We start from the raw sequence: 17,855 nt of genomic DNA on the forward strand, positions 1-17,855 counted from the left end.
ACACCCATGCGAAATCGTCCCGGGATGATACTTGAAGTGCGTCCTCCCGGGGACGCTTCGCATGCAGGCATTGGGGACTACTCGAAGGACCGCGCCGATGCCCACACCGCTCAACCAGGCCCTGGCCGACTCTGCGCTTCTCACCAAATCCCTCCCGCTGGGCCTGCTCCGCGCTTTCGTGCAGACCAACGCGGCGGACGACGGGCTCACGCCGCAACTGCTGGCTGAGCTCAAGATCCTGGCCCGCACTCCCGGGCTGCTCGTGGCCTGCAACTACGGCGGCACGCTGTGCGCGGCAGAAGGCATTTCCACCGAGACCCTGCCGCTGGGCAGCGCGGCGATCGCGCTGAGGGCGCTGGCAGCCCTCCCGAACACCCACGCGGCCGTCATCTCCGGGCGGTCACTGCGGGATCTGGCCGCCGTCTCACGGCTCCCGGCGGAGGTGCACCTGGTCGGCTCGCACGGCGCGGAGTTCGACATGGGCTACGCCCACGGGCTGTCCCTCGCCACCGAATCAGTGCTGCAGCAGGCCAGCCAGGCACTCGCCGAAACCGTGGGCGCCTACCGGGGCATCAGCATTGAGCGCAAGCCGGTCGCCGTGTCGGTGCACACCCGCCCGGCCGCCCCCGACGTCGTCGCACTGGCCACCACGAAGGCGGAGGAGATCGCCCGGGAGCACGGGTTGCACTTCATTGTGGACGGCTCGGTGCTGGATCTCTCCGTGGTGGAACCGTCCAAGGCCTCCGCGTTGGAGCACCTGCGCTCCATGCTCGGCGTGAGCGCCGCCCTTTACGCCGGCGACGCCTTCAGCGATGAGCTGGCCATGGCGACGCTGCGCGGGCCGGACATGGCGCTGCGCGTGGGGGAGGGGCCCAGCGTGGCGGCCCACACGCTCCGGGACCCGGAGTCGTTCGCCCGCGTCCTGGCGATCCTGTTCGAACTGCGGCGGGCGTGGCTGTTCGGCGAGGACGCCGTGGGGCTTGAGCGGCACTCCATGATCGGCAACGGCTCGTCCACCGCCCTGATCACCCCGGACGCGAAGATCTGCTGGATGAGCCACCCGCTGCCGGACAGCGGGTCGCTGTTTGCCCATCTGCTCGGCGGCGATGCGGCGGGGCACTTCTCCGTGGAACCGGCGAAGTCCTCGCAGGTCCTGGGCCAGCGCTACGTGGACAGCACCATGATCGTTGAAACCCGCTGGGCCGACGTCACCGTGACGGACTACCTGGAGCCGGCCCCGGACGGCATCACCAGCCTGGTCCGGGTGCTGTCCGGCACCGGCACGGCGAGAATCGTCTTCGCTCCGCGGCCGGACTACGCGAATGCGCCGTTCAGCATGGAGGCGCGCGGAACGGAACTGCACGTCGTGGGAACCGCGGACCCCATCATACTTCGGGCGCCCGGAGTGGCCTTTTCCATCACCTCGGACGGCCGGCACGGCACCGCCACCGGCGAGGTCGACTTGCGGGACGGGCCGGTGGTCCTCAACCTGCGCTGCGGCGACACGGAACCGCAGCCCGCGGTGCCCGGGGACGAGACTGATGATGAGGCCCGGCGCCGCGCCGCCGTCGCCCATCACTCCCGGCGCTGGGTCCACGAACTGCAGCTGCCCGGCGTGAAGCCGTCGCTGGTCCGCCGGTCCGCGCTGGTGCTCCGGGCGCTGGTCCATGAACCCACCGGCGCTGTGCTGGCCGCACCCACCACCTCACTGCCGGAGGGAATCGGCGGCACCCGCAACTGGGACTACCGGTACTGCTGGCTGCGGGACGGGTCCATGACCGTCAACGCGCTCGTGGACCTGGGCTCCACGGCCGAGGCCGAGGGCTTCCTGGCCTGGCTGGGCCGGATCCTGGCCCACGCCCCGGGTCCGGAGTGGCTCCATCCGCTCTACTCCGTGACCGGGGCGCCGCTGTCCACCGAGGCCATCATCGAGAGCCTGCCCGGCTACGCGGGATCCCGCCCGGTGCGGATCGGGAACGCCGCCGACCACCAGGTGCAGCTGGACGTGTTCGGCCCGATCGCCGAGCTGATCCACGCCCTCAGCGCCCGCCAGGGCATGCTCTCCGACGGGCACTGGGACCTGCTGGTCCAGATGGCCGCAGCCGTGCTGGCCCGCTGGCAGGAGGCCGACCATGGAATCTGGGAGGCCAGGCGGGCGCCGCGGCACCATGTCTACACGAAGGTGATGTGCTGGGTGGCGCTCGACCGGGCGCTGCGCACGGCCGTCCGGCATGGCCGGGAACCGCTGCCGGCCTGGGAGCCCACGGCGGCGAAGATCCGGGAGGAAGTCCTGCGCGAGGGCTGGGACGAGTCGGCGTCCTCCTACACCGTGGCGTACGACAGTCCGGACCTGGACGCAGCCGTGCTGCACATCGGTCTGTCCGGCCTGCTGGACGTCAACGACCCCCGGTTCCTGGCCACCGTCACGGCGGTGGAGCGGGAACTGCGGGTGGGGCCCACGGTTTTCCGCTACAGGTACGACGACGGCCTGCCGGGCCTGGAGGGCGGGTTCCACATCTGCACCACCTGGCTGATCGAGGCCTATATCGCCGTCGGCCGGATCGAGGAGGCCTGGGACCTCTTTGACCAGCTGGTGAACCTGTTCGGTCCCACGGGGCTGCTGCCCGAGGAATACGACCCCGGCACGGAAACCCACCTGGGCAACCATCCCCAGGCGTATTCGCACCTGGGCTTCATCCGCTGCGCCCGGCTCCTGCATGAGCACCAGAAGAACTGACCACCCGGCCCGCGGACAGGCCGGCCGCCGTTACTCGCAGCCGACGCCGTCCCCGTCCCGGTCCAGCCTGCGGCTGTACCCGGGCTGGCCGACGCGGATGGGCGCCGCGCCGGCCGCACGGACCGCGGCGCAGTTCGCGTACGCCACCGCCGCCGCCGGTGCTGGCACGGGGGCCGGTGCTGGCGCAGGAGCGGGTGCAGGCGCAGGAGCGCGCGCGGGTGCCGGCGCGGCTTGGGCTGGAGCGGCGGCCGGCTGGGTGGCGGGGGCCAGGGCGTCGGGGCAGTTCGACAGGACCCGGGCCATGGCGTCGTGCTCGGCCTGGGTCACCCAGAGCCCATAGCTGGATTTCGCCGAAATCTGCCGGGCGACGTAGTTGCAGCGGTAGGACTTGTTCGGCGGCAGCCAGGTGGCGGCGTCGCCGTCGCTCTTGCTTTGGTTGGCCGGGCCGTCCACCGCCAGCAGGTTCAGGGGATCGTTGGCGAAGGCCAGCCGCCGTGCCGGGCTCAGCTGCTGCGCGCCCTTCTGCCAGGCATCGCTGAGGGCCACGACGTGGTCGATCTGGACGGCGGTGCTGGTGGCATTGCCGCGCAGGAAGTGGATGGCGGCGGCCGTGTAGGGGTCGGCCAGGACGCCGGAGAGCACCACGCAGTCCCGCGTCCCGGGCCGGAGCGCGACGGAGGTGAGGTCGCGGCGGAGCACGTCGTTGCGGGTATCGCAGCCGTTGTGGTCGACGTCGGACCAGGCCGGGCCGAACTGGTCGCGGGAATAGCCCGTCTTGGGGGCGCGGCCCTTGACGGGCAGCGTGGCCAGTACCGCGAGGGCTTTGCCCGCCAGGGCCGGCTGCCGGGGCGCGGCGGCCGCACCATCGGCGCCGGCAACTTCGATGCCTGAAACTTCGGCGCCGGGAACTTCGACGCCGGGGGTGGCGTCCGGATCCAGCGGAGCGCTGTCCGTGCCGGCTGACGCAGTGGCGGGGGCAGCCGTGACGGGGCGGACGCCGGTTCCGGCGGCCGGGGGAACAGTACCCGGGCCGGCGCACGCTGTCGTGGCCACCAGCAGCAGGCCCGCCGCCCCGCGCACGATCCAGTCGACCGCACCGATCCTCGGGCTACGGGCACCCATTGCTTGGGCGCTGCTGGACTGGATGTCGCTGGACTGGATGCTGCCTGACCGCATGCTGAGCAATTTTCCCCCACCTCATGCTGGCGCGCCAGGTATCCGCGGGCGCTTAAGACCGGCCCCAGCCTACCGGCCCACACAGCGTTGCTCCGACGGAGTCAGCGGACCCCGGGGCGGGAGGCCGAGAAGATGGCCGGCGCTCGGCGCTCGCCCGTCGCGAGGTCGGCCAGGATCCTGCCCACGACCGGTGTGAACTTGAAGCCGTGCCCGGAGAAGCCGGCGCCGATGACAACCGGCCCGATCCGGTCCAGGACAAAGTCTTCATCCACGGTGGTCGTGTAGGTGCAGCTGATGTCGGTGAGGGAGTCGGCGTCCACCCCGGGCAGCCAGTCCCGGGCGTAGCGCTGCAGGGCCGCCCGCTGCTCGGGCTCCGGCGCGAAGCTCCGCCGGTCCGGGTCCACCACCGGGCCCACCCCGTGCCATCCGGCCTTGATCCCCTCGCCCGGTGTTTGCATGCCGTACACCGGCGAACGCCAGTACGCGTACGCGTCGCCGCGGCCGGGCATGTGGTTGAACCCCGGCCACTGGGCGCCCTCATCGGTGATGGCGAAGTGTGCGGGCTGTTCCTGGGTGACCGTCAGCCGGGGCAGGGGCGCCACCCCGGCGAGCAGTTTCGTGGTCCAGCCGCCGGCGGTGACCACTGCCTGCCTGGCGTCGAGGACCTCGGTGCGGCCGCCGGCCTCGAGAGTGAGCCGGACGCCGTCGTCGAGGACTTTCAACTCGAGGACCTTCACATGATGGCGGATCTCGGCGCCGAGTCCGGCGGCGAGCCGCTGCAGCGCCGGCAGTGCGGCGTCGGGGTTCAACTGGCCGCCATCCGCCATGTGCAGCACGCGCGTATCGAAACGGATGCCCCGCCAACGCTCGGCGGCTTCCCCGGCGGAGAGGAACTCCGCCCGGAGCCCGGCCGCAAGCAGCGCGTTCCGGACCTCGGGCAACCGCGGATCGGGGCCGTGGTTTACGACGCCGGTGCGCGCCAGCAGGCGCTCGCCGGCGTCCGTTTCGAGCTCGCTCCACAGCCTGGCCGCCTCTGCCAGCATGGCGACGTAGTCCGGATCCGCGTAGCCGGGGTTGAAGTTCCGGGTTGTGCCGTGGGAGGCGCCGTTGCGGTGGCCGGGACCGAACTGCTCGAGCAGGGTCACCTCCCGGCCGCGCCGGGCCAGCGCCCACGCGGCGGCCGAGCCCATCGCGCCGCCGCCGATGACCACAGTGTCCTGGGTTGTTTTCAAGGGTCCTCCTCCGGGTTTGGTGCCGGTCCGCCGATCCCGTTCAGCCGGGCCCGGCTGCCCGGCGAGGTCAGGCCAGCAGCAGGGCCACGCCGATCATGGCGGGCACAGCTACCACCGTAGTGATCAGCACGGTGTCCCGGGCTACCGTTACGCCGGTGCGGTAACGGCTGGCCGCAACAAACACGTTCTGGGCGGTGGGCAGGGCGGCCGTGACGACGGCGGCAAAGAGCGCCTGTTCCTGCATGCCGAGGACAAAATGGGCAAACAGGTAGGCCACCAGCGGGTGGACAACGAGCTTGAAGAAGCTCGCCAGCAGGGCGTCCAGCCGGCGTCCGGCGGCCGCCTGCAGCGGCTTGGAACCGTTCAGGCTCATGCCGAAGGCGATCAGCATGGCCGGGATGGCGGCCCCGCCGATCAAATGGATGGGCTCCAGGATCAGCGGCGGCACCGTCCAGCCGGTGGCGGCCACCAGGAGCCCGAGTCCGGTGCCCACGATCATCGGGTTGCGCAGGATCATGAGCACGAAACTAAGGGGCGTGGTGCGGTGCGAGCTGGTGGTGGCGTCCAGCGCCATGAGGAACAAGGGGGTGAAGAAAGCCAGCTGGAAGATGAGCAGGGGTGCCACATAGCTGGCATCGCCGAGCACGAAGACGGCGATGGGAATGCCGAGGTTGGCCGAGTTGGCCAGCGACGAGCTCATGGAGGAGATGAGGGCTTCCGGCAGGGACCGCTTGAGCGCGAAGCGCACGATGCCAAAGAACAGGACCGCTGTGGTAACCGCCCCGACTGCCGTCACGAGCAGCGGTGCGGCAAAGACGTCGTGGAGTTTCGCCTTGCTGAGGGTCTCGAACAGCAGGGCGGGACTGGCCACAAAAAACGTCAGGGCGCTCAGGACGGGGCGGGCGTTCTCGCCCAGGATATTGCGCCGGCCCACGAACATGCCGACCAGGATGATGGCCCAGACGACGAAGAATCCCGCCAGTACCCCTAGCACGCGGCTCTCCGCAGCGGGGCGGGTCGGCGGAGGCTGAGGGTCACCAGTCCAGAGTAATCAGCTTTATTCCGCGGGCTGTCCTATTACGCCCGACGGCGCGCTGCCGCTAGTTGAGCGTGGCGTTGTTCAGCGAGTGCGGCGGACGCATGAGCCCGGGCGTCATGCCCTCCGCGGGGTCGTTGCCGATCTGGACAATCTTGTTGTCCAGGTCAACGTGGACCACCTTGGGGTTGTACGCCTTGGCCTCTTCCGTGGTCATCTGGGCGTAGGTGATGAGGATGACGATGTCGTTCTCGTGCATCAGGTGGGCGGCGGCGCCGTTGATGCCGATCACGCCGGAACCGCGTTCGCCGGCAATCGTGTAGGTCTCGAGCCGGGCGCCGTTCGTGACGTCGACAATCGCCACGAGCTCCCCGGGCAGGATGTCGGCCGCCTCCAGCAGATCCAGGTCCACGGTGACGGATCCGACATAGTGAAGGTCCGCGTGCGTGACCGTCGCGCGGTGGATCTTGGATTTGAATATTGTGCGATTCATAACGACATCAGTCTAACGCGGGGCCACCGCCCGCGCTGTGGCCCACTGCACATGCCGGGAGCCGTTACGCGCCGTTCCACACCACACATGCCGGAAGTCACGCGGGCCGGTCCACGGGGGCCGGACCGAGGACGCCCGCGGCCGCCGCCGGCACGATGGATGCCGCCGTCACCACCAGGATTTCCCGGGCCGCCAGCAGCGCGGGCCGCCCGGCGCTCGAGCGCCGCACCGAGGTGAACACCGTACGGTGCGGATCCCCGGGCAGGTCCAGGAGTTGCGCGCTGGTGCCGCGGCCGGTCCACACGAGGTCGGGCATCAGGGCCACTGCATTTCCGGATTCGATCAGCCGGATCTGGGCCTGCAGGTCGGCGGTCTCAAAGCGGACGTCGGGCTCAAACCCGGCGCTCCGGCAGGCCTGCTCGGCCCAGTGCCGGGAGGCCGCTCCGCGGGGTTCCATCACCCAGGCCAGCCCCGCGGTATCGGCCAGCGTCCTAATGGGGTCGCGGTCGGGCGAGGGCGGCGGAACGGCGAGTCGGATGGCGTCGCGGGTCAGGGCCACGCGGTCCAGTTCGGCGTAGTGCGGGGCGGCGTGGCCCGGGTACTGCTCGGCGATCACGAGGTCGAAGTCGCGTGCCCACGTCTCGTGAAGGGCCGTCTCCGGTTCCCGCTGGGTCATTTCGACCCTGACTTCCGGGTAGCTGGCGGTCATTCTGGTCAGGGTGTCCGGCATGAGCGCCAGCGCGGCAGACTGGAACACCGCAATCCGCACGGTGCCGGTGACCGTGGTCAGCGACGCGGCCAGGTCCGCCTCCGCCTGCTCGAGGGTCTCCAGTAGCTGGGAGGTGTGGGCCACCAGGACTTCGGCCTGCGGGGTCAGCTGCACCCGGCGCCCGGTCTTGCGGAGGAGCTCCACCCCGGCCTCCTTCTCAAGGAGGGCCAGTTGCTGCGAAACTGACGACGGGCTGTACTGAAGCGCTTCGGCCACTTCGGCCAAAGTGCCCCGGATCTTCAGTTCGCGCAACAGTCGCAAACGCCGGACGTCGAGCATCGCTATTCCTTTGTGAATCCTGACGGTTATTCATTAAGAGAATTCACTTTATCTAATGCAACCGGGCTTGCATACTGTTCTCACTCGATATGCCCCATCACAGGGTGGAGTGATGGGCACCGCACCTAAGCAGGAGGCCCTCATGGCTACACGGGATTTGTCACAGTCGATCATGCGGCGCAAGCCCATCGACGACATCGAGGAAGAAAACAAACACAGCGGTCTGCACAGGAGCCTGGGGCTCTGGCAGTTGACGGCCATCGGCGTCGGCGGCATTATCGGCGTCGGCATCTTCTCCCTGGCGGGCCTTGTGGCCCACGGCAGCGAGTCCGAGCCCGGAGTCGGGCCGGCCGTGCTCGTCTCCTTCCTGATCGCCGGCCTGGCATCCGCCGCCGCGGCGCTGTCCTACGCGGAGTTCGCAGGAATGATCCCGCGGGCAGGCTCGGCCTACACCTACGGCTACGTCGCCCTCGGCGAGATCATCGGCTGGTTCATCGGGTGGGACCTGCTGCTGGAGTACATCGCCATCGTCGCCGTGGTGGCCATCGGCATCTCGGGCTACTTCGACGCGTTCCTCTCCGGTATCGGCATCCATATGCCCGCCTGGATGACCGCGACGCCGGATGAAGGCACCGGCGGCATCATCAACCTTCCCGCGATCCTCGTCTGCCTGCTCGTGACCTGGATCCTCTCCCGCGGCACCAAGACCTTCGGCCGCTTCGAACTGATCGCCGTCGGCATCAAGGTGCTGCTGATCCTGTTCATCATCGGCTTGGGCATTTTCTACGTGAACACCAACAACTACAACCCGTTCTTCCCCAGCGGTTTCGGGCCCGTGGTGGCCGGCTCCGCTACGGTGTTCTTCGCGGTGTTCGGCTACGACGCCATGAGTACCGCGGCGGAGGAAGCCACCGACGGCAAGAAGCACATGCCCAAGGCGATCATCCTCTCGCTGGTCATCGCCATGCTGCTCTATGTCGCCGCCACCCTGGTGCTCACCGGCATGCAGAACTTCACGGAGATCGACCCCAAGGCCGGCTTCGCCTCCGCCTTCAACAGCGTTGGCCTTCCGGTGATCGCGACGATCATCTCCGTGTTCGCCGTCCTGTCCATCCTTACCGTGATGCTGACCTTCCTCCTCGGCGTCACCCGCGTCTGGTTCTCGATGAGCCGCGACGGCCTGCTGCCCGGCTGGTTCTCAAAGACGGACCGGCACGGCACGCCCCAGCGCGTGACCTGGATCGCCGGCGTCGGGGCCGCAATCCTGGCCGGCGTCCTCCCGATCAAGGCCGTCGCGGACCTGACCAACATCGGCATCCTGGCCGCGTTCGTCGTCGTCTGTGTGTCGGTGATCGTGTTCCGCTACAAGAAGCCGGACGCCCCGCGGACGTTCCGCCTGCCGCTGATGCCCCTGGTTCCGGCGTTCGGCGTGTTTGCCTCGCTCTTCCTGATGTTCCAGCTGCACTGGGAGACCTGGCTGCGGTTCGTCGTCTGGCTCATCGTCGGCCTGATCATCTACTTCACGTACGGCCGCAGGCACTCGCTGATGAACCCGGACAGCCCGCGGCACGAGGAGATCGTGGAGATGCACCGCCCCCTGACCTAGCCGCCCCACCCACCCAACGCTCCCTCACTTCCCGCAAAAAATATTCGGACGCTCACTCAGGTCCGGTGCAATATCGGCGAACCCTCTCTCACCTCTTGGGAGAGGGTTCGCCGGTTCGGTGCGGGAAGTGCGGGAGCGTCGCTTGAATAAGTGCCAGAAGTGCGGGAGGGTCGGGGCGGTTGCCGAACGTTCGGACGGGGACCGGAAGCATCGGTTTTTCTAACCGGTATTGCTCAGAAAACTTCGCTTTATCTTATGAAAATCCGGTCGCATACTGTTTCGTAAGAGGTCCACATTTTGAGAAAGAACGTGTTTCAGCCATGACCAACATCTCCACGGAGCCCGGCGCCACCACCGGAAACGCCGCAGGCAACGACGACTCGCACGCCGCCGTTTCGGAAGGCTCCACGGTCCTTGAGGCCGCAGCCCTCGCCGAGGACACCATCGCGCTGGTGCGCCACTGGCTCACCGAGGCCGCAAAGGTGCCCGTCGACGCCTCGGCCGAGCAGCTCGCCGGGGTCCTGAAGGACCCCAACGGCCTGGACTTCACGGTCGGGTTCGTCGACGGCGTCGTCCGTCCCGAAGACCTGCAGGTCGCCGCCCGCAACCTCGCCGCGCTGGCCCCCAAGGTCCCGGCCTTCCTGCCCTGGTACATGCGCAGCGCGGTCCGCCTCGGCGGCACCATGGCCCCGGTCCTGCCCCAGGTGGTCATCCCGGTCGCCCGCCGGGTGCTGCGTGAAATGGTCGGCCACCTCATTGTCGACGCCACCGACGCCAAGCTCGGCCCGGCCATCGCCAAGATCCGCAAAGACGGCATCAAGCTCAACGTCAACCTCCTCGGCGAGGCCGTGCTCGGCGAACACGAGGCCACCCGCCGGCTCGAGGGCACGCACACCCTGCTGTCCCGGCCCGACGTCGACTACGTCTCGATCAAAGTCTCCTCCACGGTGGCCCCGCACTCCGCCTGGGCCTTCGACGAGGCCGTGGAGCATGTCGTGGAGAAGCTCACCCCGCTCTTCGCCCGTGCCGCCTCCTATGCGTCCACTGGCCAGAAGGCCAAGTTCATCAACCTGGACATGGAGGAATACAAGGACCTGGACATGACCATCGCGGTCTTCACCCGGATCCTGGACAAGCCCGAGTTCAAGAACCTGGAGGCCGGCATCGTGCTCCAGGCCTACCTCCCGGATGCCCTGTCCGCCATGATCCGCCTGCAGGACTGGGCCGCCGCCCGCCGCGCCGAAGGCGGCGCCGCCATCAAGGTCCGCGTCGTCAAGGGCGCCAACCTGCCGATGGAGCAGGTCGAGGCTTCCCTGCATGACTGGCCGCTCGCCACCTGGGGCACCAAGCAGGACTCGGACACCAACTACAAGCGGGTCATCAACTACTCGCTGCACCCGGACCGAATCCGCAACATCCGGATCGGCGTCGCCGGCCACAACCTCTTCGACATCGCCTTCGCCTGGCTCCTGGCCAAGCAGCGCGGCATCGCGGATAGCGCACAGCAGAGTATCGAATTCGAGATGCTGCTCGGCATGGCACAGGGCCAGGCCGAAGCCGTCAGACAAGATGTCGGCTCCCTCCTGCTCTACACGCCCGTGGTCCACCCTGCCGAGTTCGACGTCGCGATCGCCTACCTGATCCGCCGCCTCGAAGAGGGCGCCAGCCAGGACAACTTCATGTCCGCCGTGTTCGAACTCAGTGAAAACGAAACGTTGTTTGAGCGCGAGAAGCAGCGCTTCCTCGCCTCGCTCGCCAAGCTCGACGACGAGGTCCCGGGCCCGAACCGGCTGCAGAACCGTGCCCTTCCGGCCACGCCGCTGCCGCACGATTCGTTCGAGAACACTGCCGACACGGATCCGTCGCTGCCCGCGAACCGCGACTGGGGCCGCGCCATCCTGGGCCGCGTGACGACGTCGACACTGGGCAACGCCTCCGTCGAGGCCGCCACGATCAACGATGCCGCGACCCTGAATGCCGTGATCGATACCGCCGTCGAGAAGGGCAAGGCCTGGGGTGCACTCTCCGGCGCCGAGCGCGCCGAAATCCTGCACCGCGCCGGCGACGTCCTCGAGGCCCGCCGCGCGGACCTTCTTGAGGTTATGGCCTCCGAGACCGGCAAGACGATCGACCAGGGCGATCCGGAGATCAGCGAGGCGGTCGACTTCGCGCACTACTACGCAGAGTCCGCCCGCAAGCTCGACGACGTCGACGGCGCCACCTTCGTCCCGGCCAGGCTCACCGTCGTGACGCCGCCGTGGAACTTCCCGGTCGCCATCCCGGCCGGCTCCACCCTTGCGGCCCTCGCCGCCGGCTCCGCCGTCGTGGTCAAGCCCGCCAAGCAGGCCCGCCGCAGCGGCGCCGTCATGATCGAGGCCCTCTGGGAGGCCGGCGTTCCGCGCGACGTGCTCACCATGGTCCAGTTGGGCGAGCGGGAACTCGGCCAGCAGCTCATTTCCCACCCGGCCGTGGACCGCGTCATCCTGACCGGCGGCTACGAGACCGCCGAGCTGTTCCGCTCGTTCCGCAAGGACCTGCCCCTGCTGGCCGAGACGAGCGGCAAGAACGCCATCATCGTCACCCCGAGCGCGGACCTGGACCTCGCGGCCAAGGACGTCGCGTACTCCGCGTTCGGCCACGCCGGCCAGAAGTGCTCCGCCGCCTCGCTGGTGATCCTCGTCGGTTCCGTGGCGAAGTCGAAGCGCTTCCACAACCAGCTGATCGACGCCGTCACCTCGCTCAAAGTCGGCTACCCCCAGGACCCGGCGAGCCAGATGGGCCCGATCATCGAGCCCGCCAACGGCAAGCTCCTGAACGCCCTCACCACCCTCGGCGAGGGCGAGACCTGGGCCGTCGAGCCGCGGAAGCTCGATGATTCGGGCAAGCTCTGGAGCCCCGGCGTGCGCTCCGGTGTCCGCCGCGGATCCTACTTCCACCTCACCGAGTTCTTCGGCCCGGTCCTGGGCGTTATGACTGCAGAGACCCTCGAGGAGGCTATCGCGATCCAGAACCAGATCGAATACGGCCTCACCGCGGGCCTGCACTCGCTGAACAGCGAGGAGCTGGGGATCTGGCTGGACACCATCCAGGCCGGCAACCTCTACGTCAACCGCGGCATCACCGGCGCGATTGTCCAGCGCCAGCCCTTCGGCGGCTGGAAGAAATCCGCCGTCGGCGCCGGCACCAAGGCCGGCGGCCCGAACTACCTCGTCGGCCTCGGCGAATGGGTCAGCAAGCCCAGCACCGCCGCCGGCACCCCGGGCGCTGCTCCCGCCCACGCCGGCGTCCGCCGGATCGAGGATGCCGCAAAGGGCTTCCTGACCGCCGACGAACTCGCGCCGCTGCAGCGCGCGCTCGCCTCCGACGCCCGCGCCTGGGCCGAAGAGTTCGGCACCGCGAGGGACGTCTCCGGCCTGAGTGCGGAACGCAACGTCTTCCGCTACCGTGCTCTGCCCGTCACTGTCCGCCTCGCGGAAGGCGAGCCGCTTGCCGGCCTCGTCCGGACCGTCGCCGCCGGCGTCCTGGCCGGGTCGGCCCTGACGGTCTCCACCGCCGTCGAACTGCCCGCCCAGCTGCGCGCCGTCCTGTCCGGGATTGGCATCGCCGCGACTGTTGAGAACGACGCCGAATGGCTCGCTTCCGCCGGCACCCTCGCGGCGGCGGGCAAGCTTTCCGGCGCCCGGATCCGGCTGATTGGCGGGGACGCCAAGGCGCTGGCCGAGGCCACGGGCGGACGCCCGGACCTGGCGGTGTATGTCCACCCCGTCACGGAGGCCGGACGCGTGGAACTGCTGCCGTTCCTGCACGAGCAGGCCATCAGCATCACGGCGCACCGCTTTGGCACGCCCAACCACATCTCGGACGCCCTGATCTAGCCCGGGGCTGCTAAAACCCCGGCTCGGGCGTGCTGGAACCCTGAAACCCAAAAAACGCCGCCGCCGTGCAGGCACCATATGGTGCGGCACGGCGGCGGCGTTTAACGGCGAAGGCGCTAAGCGGAGTCGGGGCTAGCCGAAGTACCAGCCCGGCGGGACCCAGGAAGCGGGGACCGCGTGGGCGGAGAAATCGTCGCAGCCCGAGCAGAAGTAGGTGACCTCGCCGAGCTTGCTGACCGAGCCGTCCCTGCGGTGCGTGGCCGGGACGAAGGTCTCAAGGTAAATGAACTCGTCCGTGCCGCAGCGTTCGCAGTACGGGCTGGCCACATAATCGGACTCTGCGAGGGTAGTCGGGCGGATTCCCCGTTGGCCCGGGGTGGCCGCGTGCTGGACCGCGGCCGAGTGCTGCATTCCGGCGGTCGAGTGGTGCATGGCCGCTGCGGGGTGGGCCGGCGCGGTTACCTGACGGGAGGATTTTGTCGCGTGGGCGGCGGGGGCGGGCAATCGGGGGTGATTAATGGCTGGCATCAATGGCGGCCTATCCCGAACGCTCCGACGCCAGCCACAGGGCGTCAGCGACGGACAGCGTTCGTTATTCGAATCGTTGTCGTGGGCCACTGCTTGACCTCGAACGGTGAATCTTAAGTAGTGTCAGGATAGATGAAGTACGTGCACCGTTCAATGGTCAAGTAAGTACTGCCCGGGTCCGGGTAGTCCGCCCCGTAGGTACCGTGGCAGGATCAGCGCTGGCTGCGGGACCGCCCGCGCGTCAGGACGGTCGCTTCAGGGTCCGGCCCACGATCGCCTGCGTGAGGGCATCGATCACCTCGGTATTGGCCAGCGGATTGCGGATGAGCGTGAAATCGACGTCGCCCACCTGCGGCAGATCGAAGCGGCGGGTGATGATTTTCAGGTCCTCCGGCACCAGGGAGGAAGGCATCACCGCCACACCGATGCCGGCCCGGACGGCGGCCAGTACGCCGCTGATTTGGCGTGTGGTGCAGGTGATCCGCCAGGTGCGCCCGGTGGCCTCCAGGGCGTCGATCGCAAGCTTCCGGCTCAGGCTGGGGGAGGGGTAGGCGATCAGCGGGACAGGATCAGCCGGTTCCAGCACGGTCTGCTCCAGACCGACCCAGGCGAAGGCGTCCTGCTGGACCACGGTCCCGTCCTTGGCGCCGGCCACCCATTTCACAAAGACCAGATCCAGCTGCCCGGCATTCAGGCGCTTGTAGAGCTGGTCGCTCTGCCCCACCGTCAGCTCGAGGTTGATCTGGGGATAGATCTGCCGGAACTCCCGGAGGATGCGTGGCAGCCCGGTGATGGCGAGATCATCGGCCGTGCCGAAGCGCAGGCGGCCGCGCATGGCGGAGCCGGAGAAATAGCGGGCGGCGGAGTCGTGCGCGGCGAGGATGCTGCGGGCGAACCCGGCCATGGCATCGCCGTTGTCGGTCAGGCGTACATCCCGGGTATCCCGGGCAATCAGCACCCGCTTGGCGGCGGTCTCCAGCTTGCGGACGTGCTGGCTGACGGTGGGTTGGGCCAGGCCGAGGCGCTCGGCGGCCTTGGTGAAACTCAAGGTTTCGGCCACGGCCAGGAACGAGCGGAGCTGGGCGGGTTCGAACATGGCGGTCTCCGGATCGGTGCCGCATACCCTGCATTGCGTTTTGTAATGCGAGTTATGCGTGGAATAGGCTTCCATAATCTCTTGGGGCCAGCCTAGCGTTAAGTCCATCCCACTCACCCGCTCTTTTGAGGACTTTTCCGTGGCACCCCCTCCGCCGCTAGAGGCGAACTCAGCTTCCCTGCCGGACACCATCACCCAACCACTCGCCGTCGTCAACGAGCCTCTGCCTTGGCGCCACACTTTCATTTCGCTCAAGGTCCGCAACTTCCGCGTCTTCGCGATCGGGCACTTCGTCGCCGTCATCGCGCTCTGGATGCAGCGGATCGCCCAGGACTGGCTGGTGCTCCAGCTCTCCGGTTCCGTCACCGCCGTCGGCATCACCGTGGCCCTGCAGTTCCTGCCGTCCCTGTTCCTCGGCCCGTGGGCCGGCATGATGGCGGACCGCTTCGCGAAGCGGAAGATCCTCATGCTGTGCCAGTCGGTGGCCGCCGCGTTGGCCGCGGTCCTTGCCGTCCTGGCGCTCAGCCACCGGATTGAGGTGGGGCACGTCTACGCGATCGCGCTGGTTCTGGGCCTCGTGACCGTGCTGGACCAGCCGGCCCGCCAGGTGTTCGTCAACGAGCTCGTGGGCCCCGGCTATCTGCGAAACGCGATCAGCGTGAACTCCACGATTTTCCAGCTGGGCGGGCTGATCGGTCCTGCGATCGCCGGGATCCTGCTGACCGCCGTGGGGGCCGGCTGGGCCTTTGCCGCCAATGCGGTGGCGTGCTGCTTCACGGTGGCCATGCTCCTGAGCCTGCGCAAGGACCAGCTGCATGTCAGCACCCCGGCCGCCAAGCGCCCGGGCATGCTGCGGGAAGGGCTGGACTATGCGCTCAGCAAGCCCACCATCTACTGGCCCTGGCTGATGGCCGGGTTCATCGCGGTGTTCGCGATGAGTCTGCCGGTGCTGCTGGCCGCGTTCGCGGACCACGTGTACGACGCCGGTGCCGGCGGCTATGGGCTGCTCAACACGCTCGTGGCCCTCGGCGCCCTGGCCGGCGCGATCACCTCGGCCCGGCGGCGCGCCCTGCGGTTGCGCTCCGTGGTGCTGGGCGCCGGGATGTACGGGCTCATGCTGTGCCTGGCTTCCCTGGCGCCGTCCATGGCCTGGTTCGGCGTCGCCATGGTGCTGGCCGGATTCTGGTGCCTCATGTTCCTGACCGCCGCGAACCAGCTGGTCCAGGTCAGCGCGAACCTGGCCATCCGCGGGCGGGTCATGAGCCTGTACATCATGGTGCTGATCGGCGGCCAGGCGATCGGCGGCCCGATGATGGGCTGGCTGGCCGAGCACGCGGACCCGCACACCGCCGTCCTCGTCTCCGGCGGCGTCCCGGTGCTGGCTGCCGCGACCGTCGCCGTCGTCCTCGCCCGGCGCGGGCAGCTCATGCTCAAAGTGGACCTGAAGGACCGGCGCCGGCTGCTGCGGATCGTCCGGACCGATTTTCGCACCGAAAAAGGACAGCCGCTACGTGGATCCACGCAGCGGCTGTCCTAATTCGTCGCGGAAACCCCTAGAGCTCCAAGGGGCGGTGCGGGAACTCTGCCTCCCGCTGCTGGAACTGCAGCACATCCGGGTTCAGGACTACGCCGTCGCGGATTTCGATCGCGCGGCGGATGGTCTCGTTTCCCGCCCAGGCGTCGGGGCCGGACACCACGGTCTCGAGGAACGGCAGCAGCGCCTCGCTGATTTCCCAGCTGGCGGAATTCCACAGATAGGACGGGCTGTGGTCCACGGCGTAGTAGTCGATGTGGTCACCCACTTTGAACATCGGCTCGGCGAAGGTGGTGGTTTTCGCCCAGCTGAAGCCCATGCCCTCGTCGCAGGAAACGTCCACGATCAGGCTGCCGGGCCGGAAGGCGGCCAGGTCCCCGGTGCGCAGGTAGGTCAGCGGCGCGTTGGGGTCCTGCAGCGTGCAGTTGACCACGATGTCGCTCGCGGCCAGGAACGGCGCCAGCGGCACGCGCCCGCGCTCGGTGATGACCTCGCTCAGGAACGGCGCCTCGCTGTCATGGTCGAACTGCGCGATGCGGACCGAGTGGATGGGAGAGCCAACGGCGGCAACACCGCGGTTGGTCAGCACCTGCACGTCATGGACACCGTGGGCATTCAGCGCCGTCACGGCGCCGCGGGCGGTGGCCCCGAAGCCGATCACGACGGCGCTCAGCCGGCGGCCGTAGTCTCCGGTGGAACCGGTCAGCGCCAGGGCATGCAGCACGGAACAGTAGCCGGCGAGCTCGTTGTTCTTGTGGAAGACATGCAGGCCGAAGCCGCCGTCGCTGGCCCAGTGGTTCATGGCCTCGAAGGCGATCAGGGTGAGTTTCTTGTCGATCGCCAGCTGGGTGATGGCCCGGTCCTGGACGCAGTGCGGCCAGCCCCACAGGACCTGCCCGTCCCGGAGTTCGGCCAGGTCCTCGGGCTGCGGCTTGGGCAGGAGGACGACGTCGGCTTCCGCCAGCAGTTGCTGTCGGGGCGCGATGCGCCCCACGAGGGGTGCGAGCTCGGCGTCGGACCGGCCGAAGCGCTCGCCGTAGCCTTCCTCGAGGATCAACCGGTCCCGGATCTCCGGCGCGATGCGGTCCAGGTGCAGGGGGTGGATCGGGAGGCGCCGCTCGTCCGGTTTGCGTGTGCCGGCGAGGATGCCGAGCGTGAGGTAATTCGGTGAACGGGTCACTTCTTTTTGGGGCTCGCCGTCTTTGCGGCGGTCACTTTATCGAGGGAGCTGGCCGGCGCTGAAGCGGCCCTCTTGTCAGCGCGCTTTTCCTTAATGGATTTGCCGGATTTTTTGGATGCTGCTTGACGGGGGGATTTGTCAGCCATGATTGCTCCTGTAGCGGAACCGAAGAGGTTCCTGACTTCCGACGATACAGGTAGCAACCTAATAAGAGCCCGGGATCCTGTCGGGGCATGTGGAGCGGCTGACGGGAATCGAACCCGCGTATCAAGCTTGGGAAGCTAGCGCTCTACCATTGAGCTACAGCCGCAGAG

13 protein-coding genes and 1 tRNA gene are annotated in these 17,855 nt (G+C 68.3%); 4 read left to right on the forward strand and 10 right to left on the reverse strand.

Features of this window, described 5'->3' with window-relative positions; genetic code table 11:
* Window positions 1–97: 97 nt before the first annotated feature.
* On the forward strand, window positions 98–2,737 hold the full coding sequence (locus tag ARTB_RS11395) for a trehalase-like domain-containing protein (RefSeq protein ID WP_243180496.1): 2,640 nt from the start codon (window positions 98–100) through the stop codon (window positions 2,735–2,737).
* A gap of 30 nt (window positions 2,738–2,767) precedes the next feature.
* Here the strand turns inward: ARTB_RS11395 and ARTB_RS11400 are convergent, their stop codons facing one another.
* The 5 genes from ARTB_RS11400 to ARTB_RS11420 form a co-directional block, all read right to left on the reverse strand.
* Window positions 2,768–3,922 (reverse strand): GmrSD restriction endonuclease domain-containing protein, encoded by a 1,155-nt coding sequence (locus ARTB_RS11400; protein WP_243180498.1) that lies wholly within the window; start codon window positions 3,920–3,922, stop codon window positions 2,768–2,770.
* Between the two features lie 92 nt (window positions 3,923–4,014).
* Window positions 4,015–5,145, reverse strand: a complete 1,131-nt coding sequence (locus ARTB_RS11405) for an FAD-dependent oxidoreductase (protein WP_243180500.1) — start codon at window positions 5,143–5,145, stop codon at window positions 4,015–4,017.
* Window positions 5,146–5,212: 67 nt separating this feature from the next.
* Entirely contained in the window at window positions 5,213–6,139 is a 927-nt protein-coding gene (locus tag ARTB_RS11410) for an AEC family transporter (RefSeq protein ID WP_018774009.1), read from the reverse strand.
* Between the two features lie 106 nt (window positions 6,140–6,245).
* The gene (gene panD / locus ARTB_RS11415; RefSeq protein WP_243180501.1) at window positions 6,246–6,674 is read right to left on the reverse strand and encodes an aspartate 1-decarboxylase; all 429 of its coding nucleotides are present in this window, start codon (window positions 6,672–6,674) and stop codon (window positions 6,246–6,248) included.
* Between the two features lie 97 nt (window positions 6,675–6,771).
* Window positions 6,772–7,722, reverse strand: coding sequence for a LysR family transcriptional regulator (locus ARTB_RS11420; RefSeq protein WP_243180510.1), 951 nt, complete (start codon window positions 7,720–7,722; stop codon window positions 6,772–6,774).
* A gap of 142 nt (window positions 7,723–7,864) precedes the next feature.
* Here ARTB_RS11420 and ARTB_RS11425 point away from each other — a divergent pair, with 142 nt between their 5' ends.
* A complete protein-coding gene (locus tag ARTB_RS11425; RefSeq protein ID WP_028275368.1) occupies window positions 7,865–9,328 on the forward strand; it encodes an amino acid permease in 1,464 nt (487 codons plus the stop codon).
* A 320-nt stretch (window positions 9,329–9,648) separates the two neighbouring features.
* Window positions 9,649–13,203 (forward strand): bifunctional proline dehydrogenase/L-glutamate gamma-semialdehyde dehydrogenase, encoded by a 3,555-nt coding sequence (locus ARTB_RS11430; protein ID WP_243180519.1) that lies wholly within the window; start codon window positions 9,649–9,651, stop codon window positions 13,201–13,203.
* Window positions 13,204–13,335: 132 nt separating this feature from the next.
* On the opposite strand, the gene ARTB_RS11435 is transcribed toward ARTB_RS11430, so the two are convergent.
* The gene (locus ARTB_RS11435; protein WP_243180521.1) at window positions 13,336–13,731 is read right to left on the reverse strand and encodes a hypothetical protein; all 396 of its coding nucleotides are present in this window, start codon (window positions 13,729–13,731) and stop codon (window positions 13,336–13,338) included.
* Between the two features lie 241 nt (window positions 13,732–13,972).
* Entirely contained in the window at window positions 13,973–14,827 is an 855-nt protein-coding gene (locus ARTB_RS11440) for a LysR substrate-binding domain-containing protein (RefSeq protein WP_243180531.1), read from the reverse strand.
* A 139-nt stretch (window positions 14,828–14,966) separates the two neighbouring features.
* Between ARTB_RS11440 and ARTB_RS11445 the strand changes: the two genes are divergently transcribed.
* Window positions 14,967–16,364, forward strand: coding sequence for an MFS transporter (locus ARTB_RS11445; RefSeq protein WP_243180533.1), 1,398 nt, complete (start codon window positions 14,967–14,969; stop codon window positions 16,362–16,364).
* 16 nt (window positions 16,365–16,380) lie between these two features.
* Here ARTB_RS11445 and ARTB_RS11450 read toward each other — a convergent pair whose 3' ends face one another.
* From ARTB_RS11450 to ARTB_RS11460, 3 genes are all read right to left on the reverse strand, one after another.
* A complete protein-coding gene (locus ARTB_RS11450; RefSeq protein WP_243180535.1) occupies window positions 16,381–17,541 on the reverse strand; it encodes a N(5)-(carboxyethyl)ornithine synthase in 1,161 nt (386 codons plus the stop codon).
* Window positions 17,538–17,687: a hypothetical protein gene (locus ARTB_RS11455; RefSeq protein WP_018774018.1), complete on the reverse strand. Its 150-nt coding sequence runs from the start codon at window positions 17,685–17,687 to the stop codon at window positions 17,538–17,540. Before ARTB_RS11455 ends, ARTB_RS11450 begins: the two co-directional genes overlap by 4 nt.
* A 90-nt stretch (window positions 17,688–17,777) precedes the next feature.
* Window positions 17,778–17,851 (reverse strand) — tRNA-Gly (locus ARTB_RS11460).
* Window positions 17,852–17,855 lie beyond the last annotated feature (4 nt).

This window comes from Arthrobacter humicola, from assembly GCF_022803015.1.
Lineage (GTDB): Bacteria > Actinomycetota > Actinomycetes > Actinomycetales > Micrococcaceae > Arthrobacter > Arthrobacter humicola_A.

What these genes read in the sequence shown, in the direction of transcription:
- ARTB_RS11395 (WP_243180496.1), top strand. Translation starts at nt 98, where the DNA reads ATGCCCACACCGCTCAACCAGGCCCTGGCCGACTCTGCGCTTCTCACC.
- panD (WP_243180501.1), bottom strand. Translation starts at nt 6,674, where the DNA reads ATGAATCGCACAATATTCAAATCCAAGATCCACCGCGCGACGGTCACG.
- ARTB_RS11420 (WP_243180510.1), bottom strand. Translation starts at nt 7,722, where the DNA reads ATGCTCGACGTCCGGCGTTTGCGACTGTTGCGCGAACTGAAGATCCGG.
- ARTB_RS11425 (WP_028275368.1), top strand. Translation starts at nt 7,865, where the DNA reads ATGGCTACACGGGATTTGTCACAGTCGATCATGCGGCGCAAGCCCATC.
- ARTB_RS11430 (WP_243180519.1), top strand. Translation starts at nt 9,649, where the DNA reads ATGACCAACATCTCCACGGAGCCCGGCGCCACCACCGGAAACGCCGCA.
- ARTB_RS11435 (WP_243180521.1), bottom strand. Translation starts at nt 13,731, where the DNA reads ATGCCAGCCATTAATCACCCCCGATTGCCCGCCCCCGCCGCCCACGCG.
- ARTB_RS11440 (WP_243180531.1), bottom strand. Translation starts at nt 14,827, where the DNA reads ATGTTCGAACCCGCCCAGCTCCGCTCGTTCCTGGCCGTGGCCGAAACC.
- ARTB_RS11455 (WP_018774018.1), bottom strand. Translation starts at nt 17,687, where the DNA reads ATGGCTGACAAATCCCCCCGTCAAGCAGCATCCAAAAAATCCGGCAAA.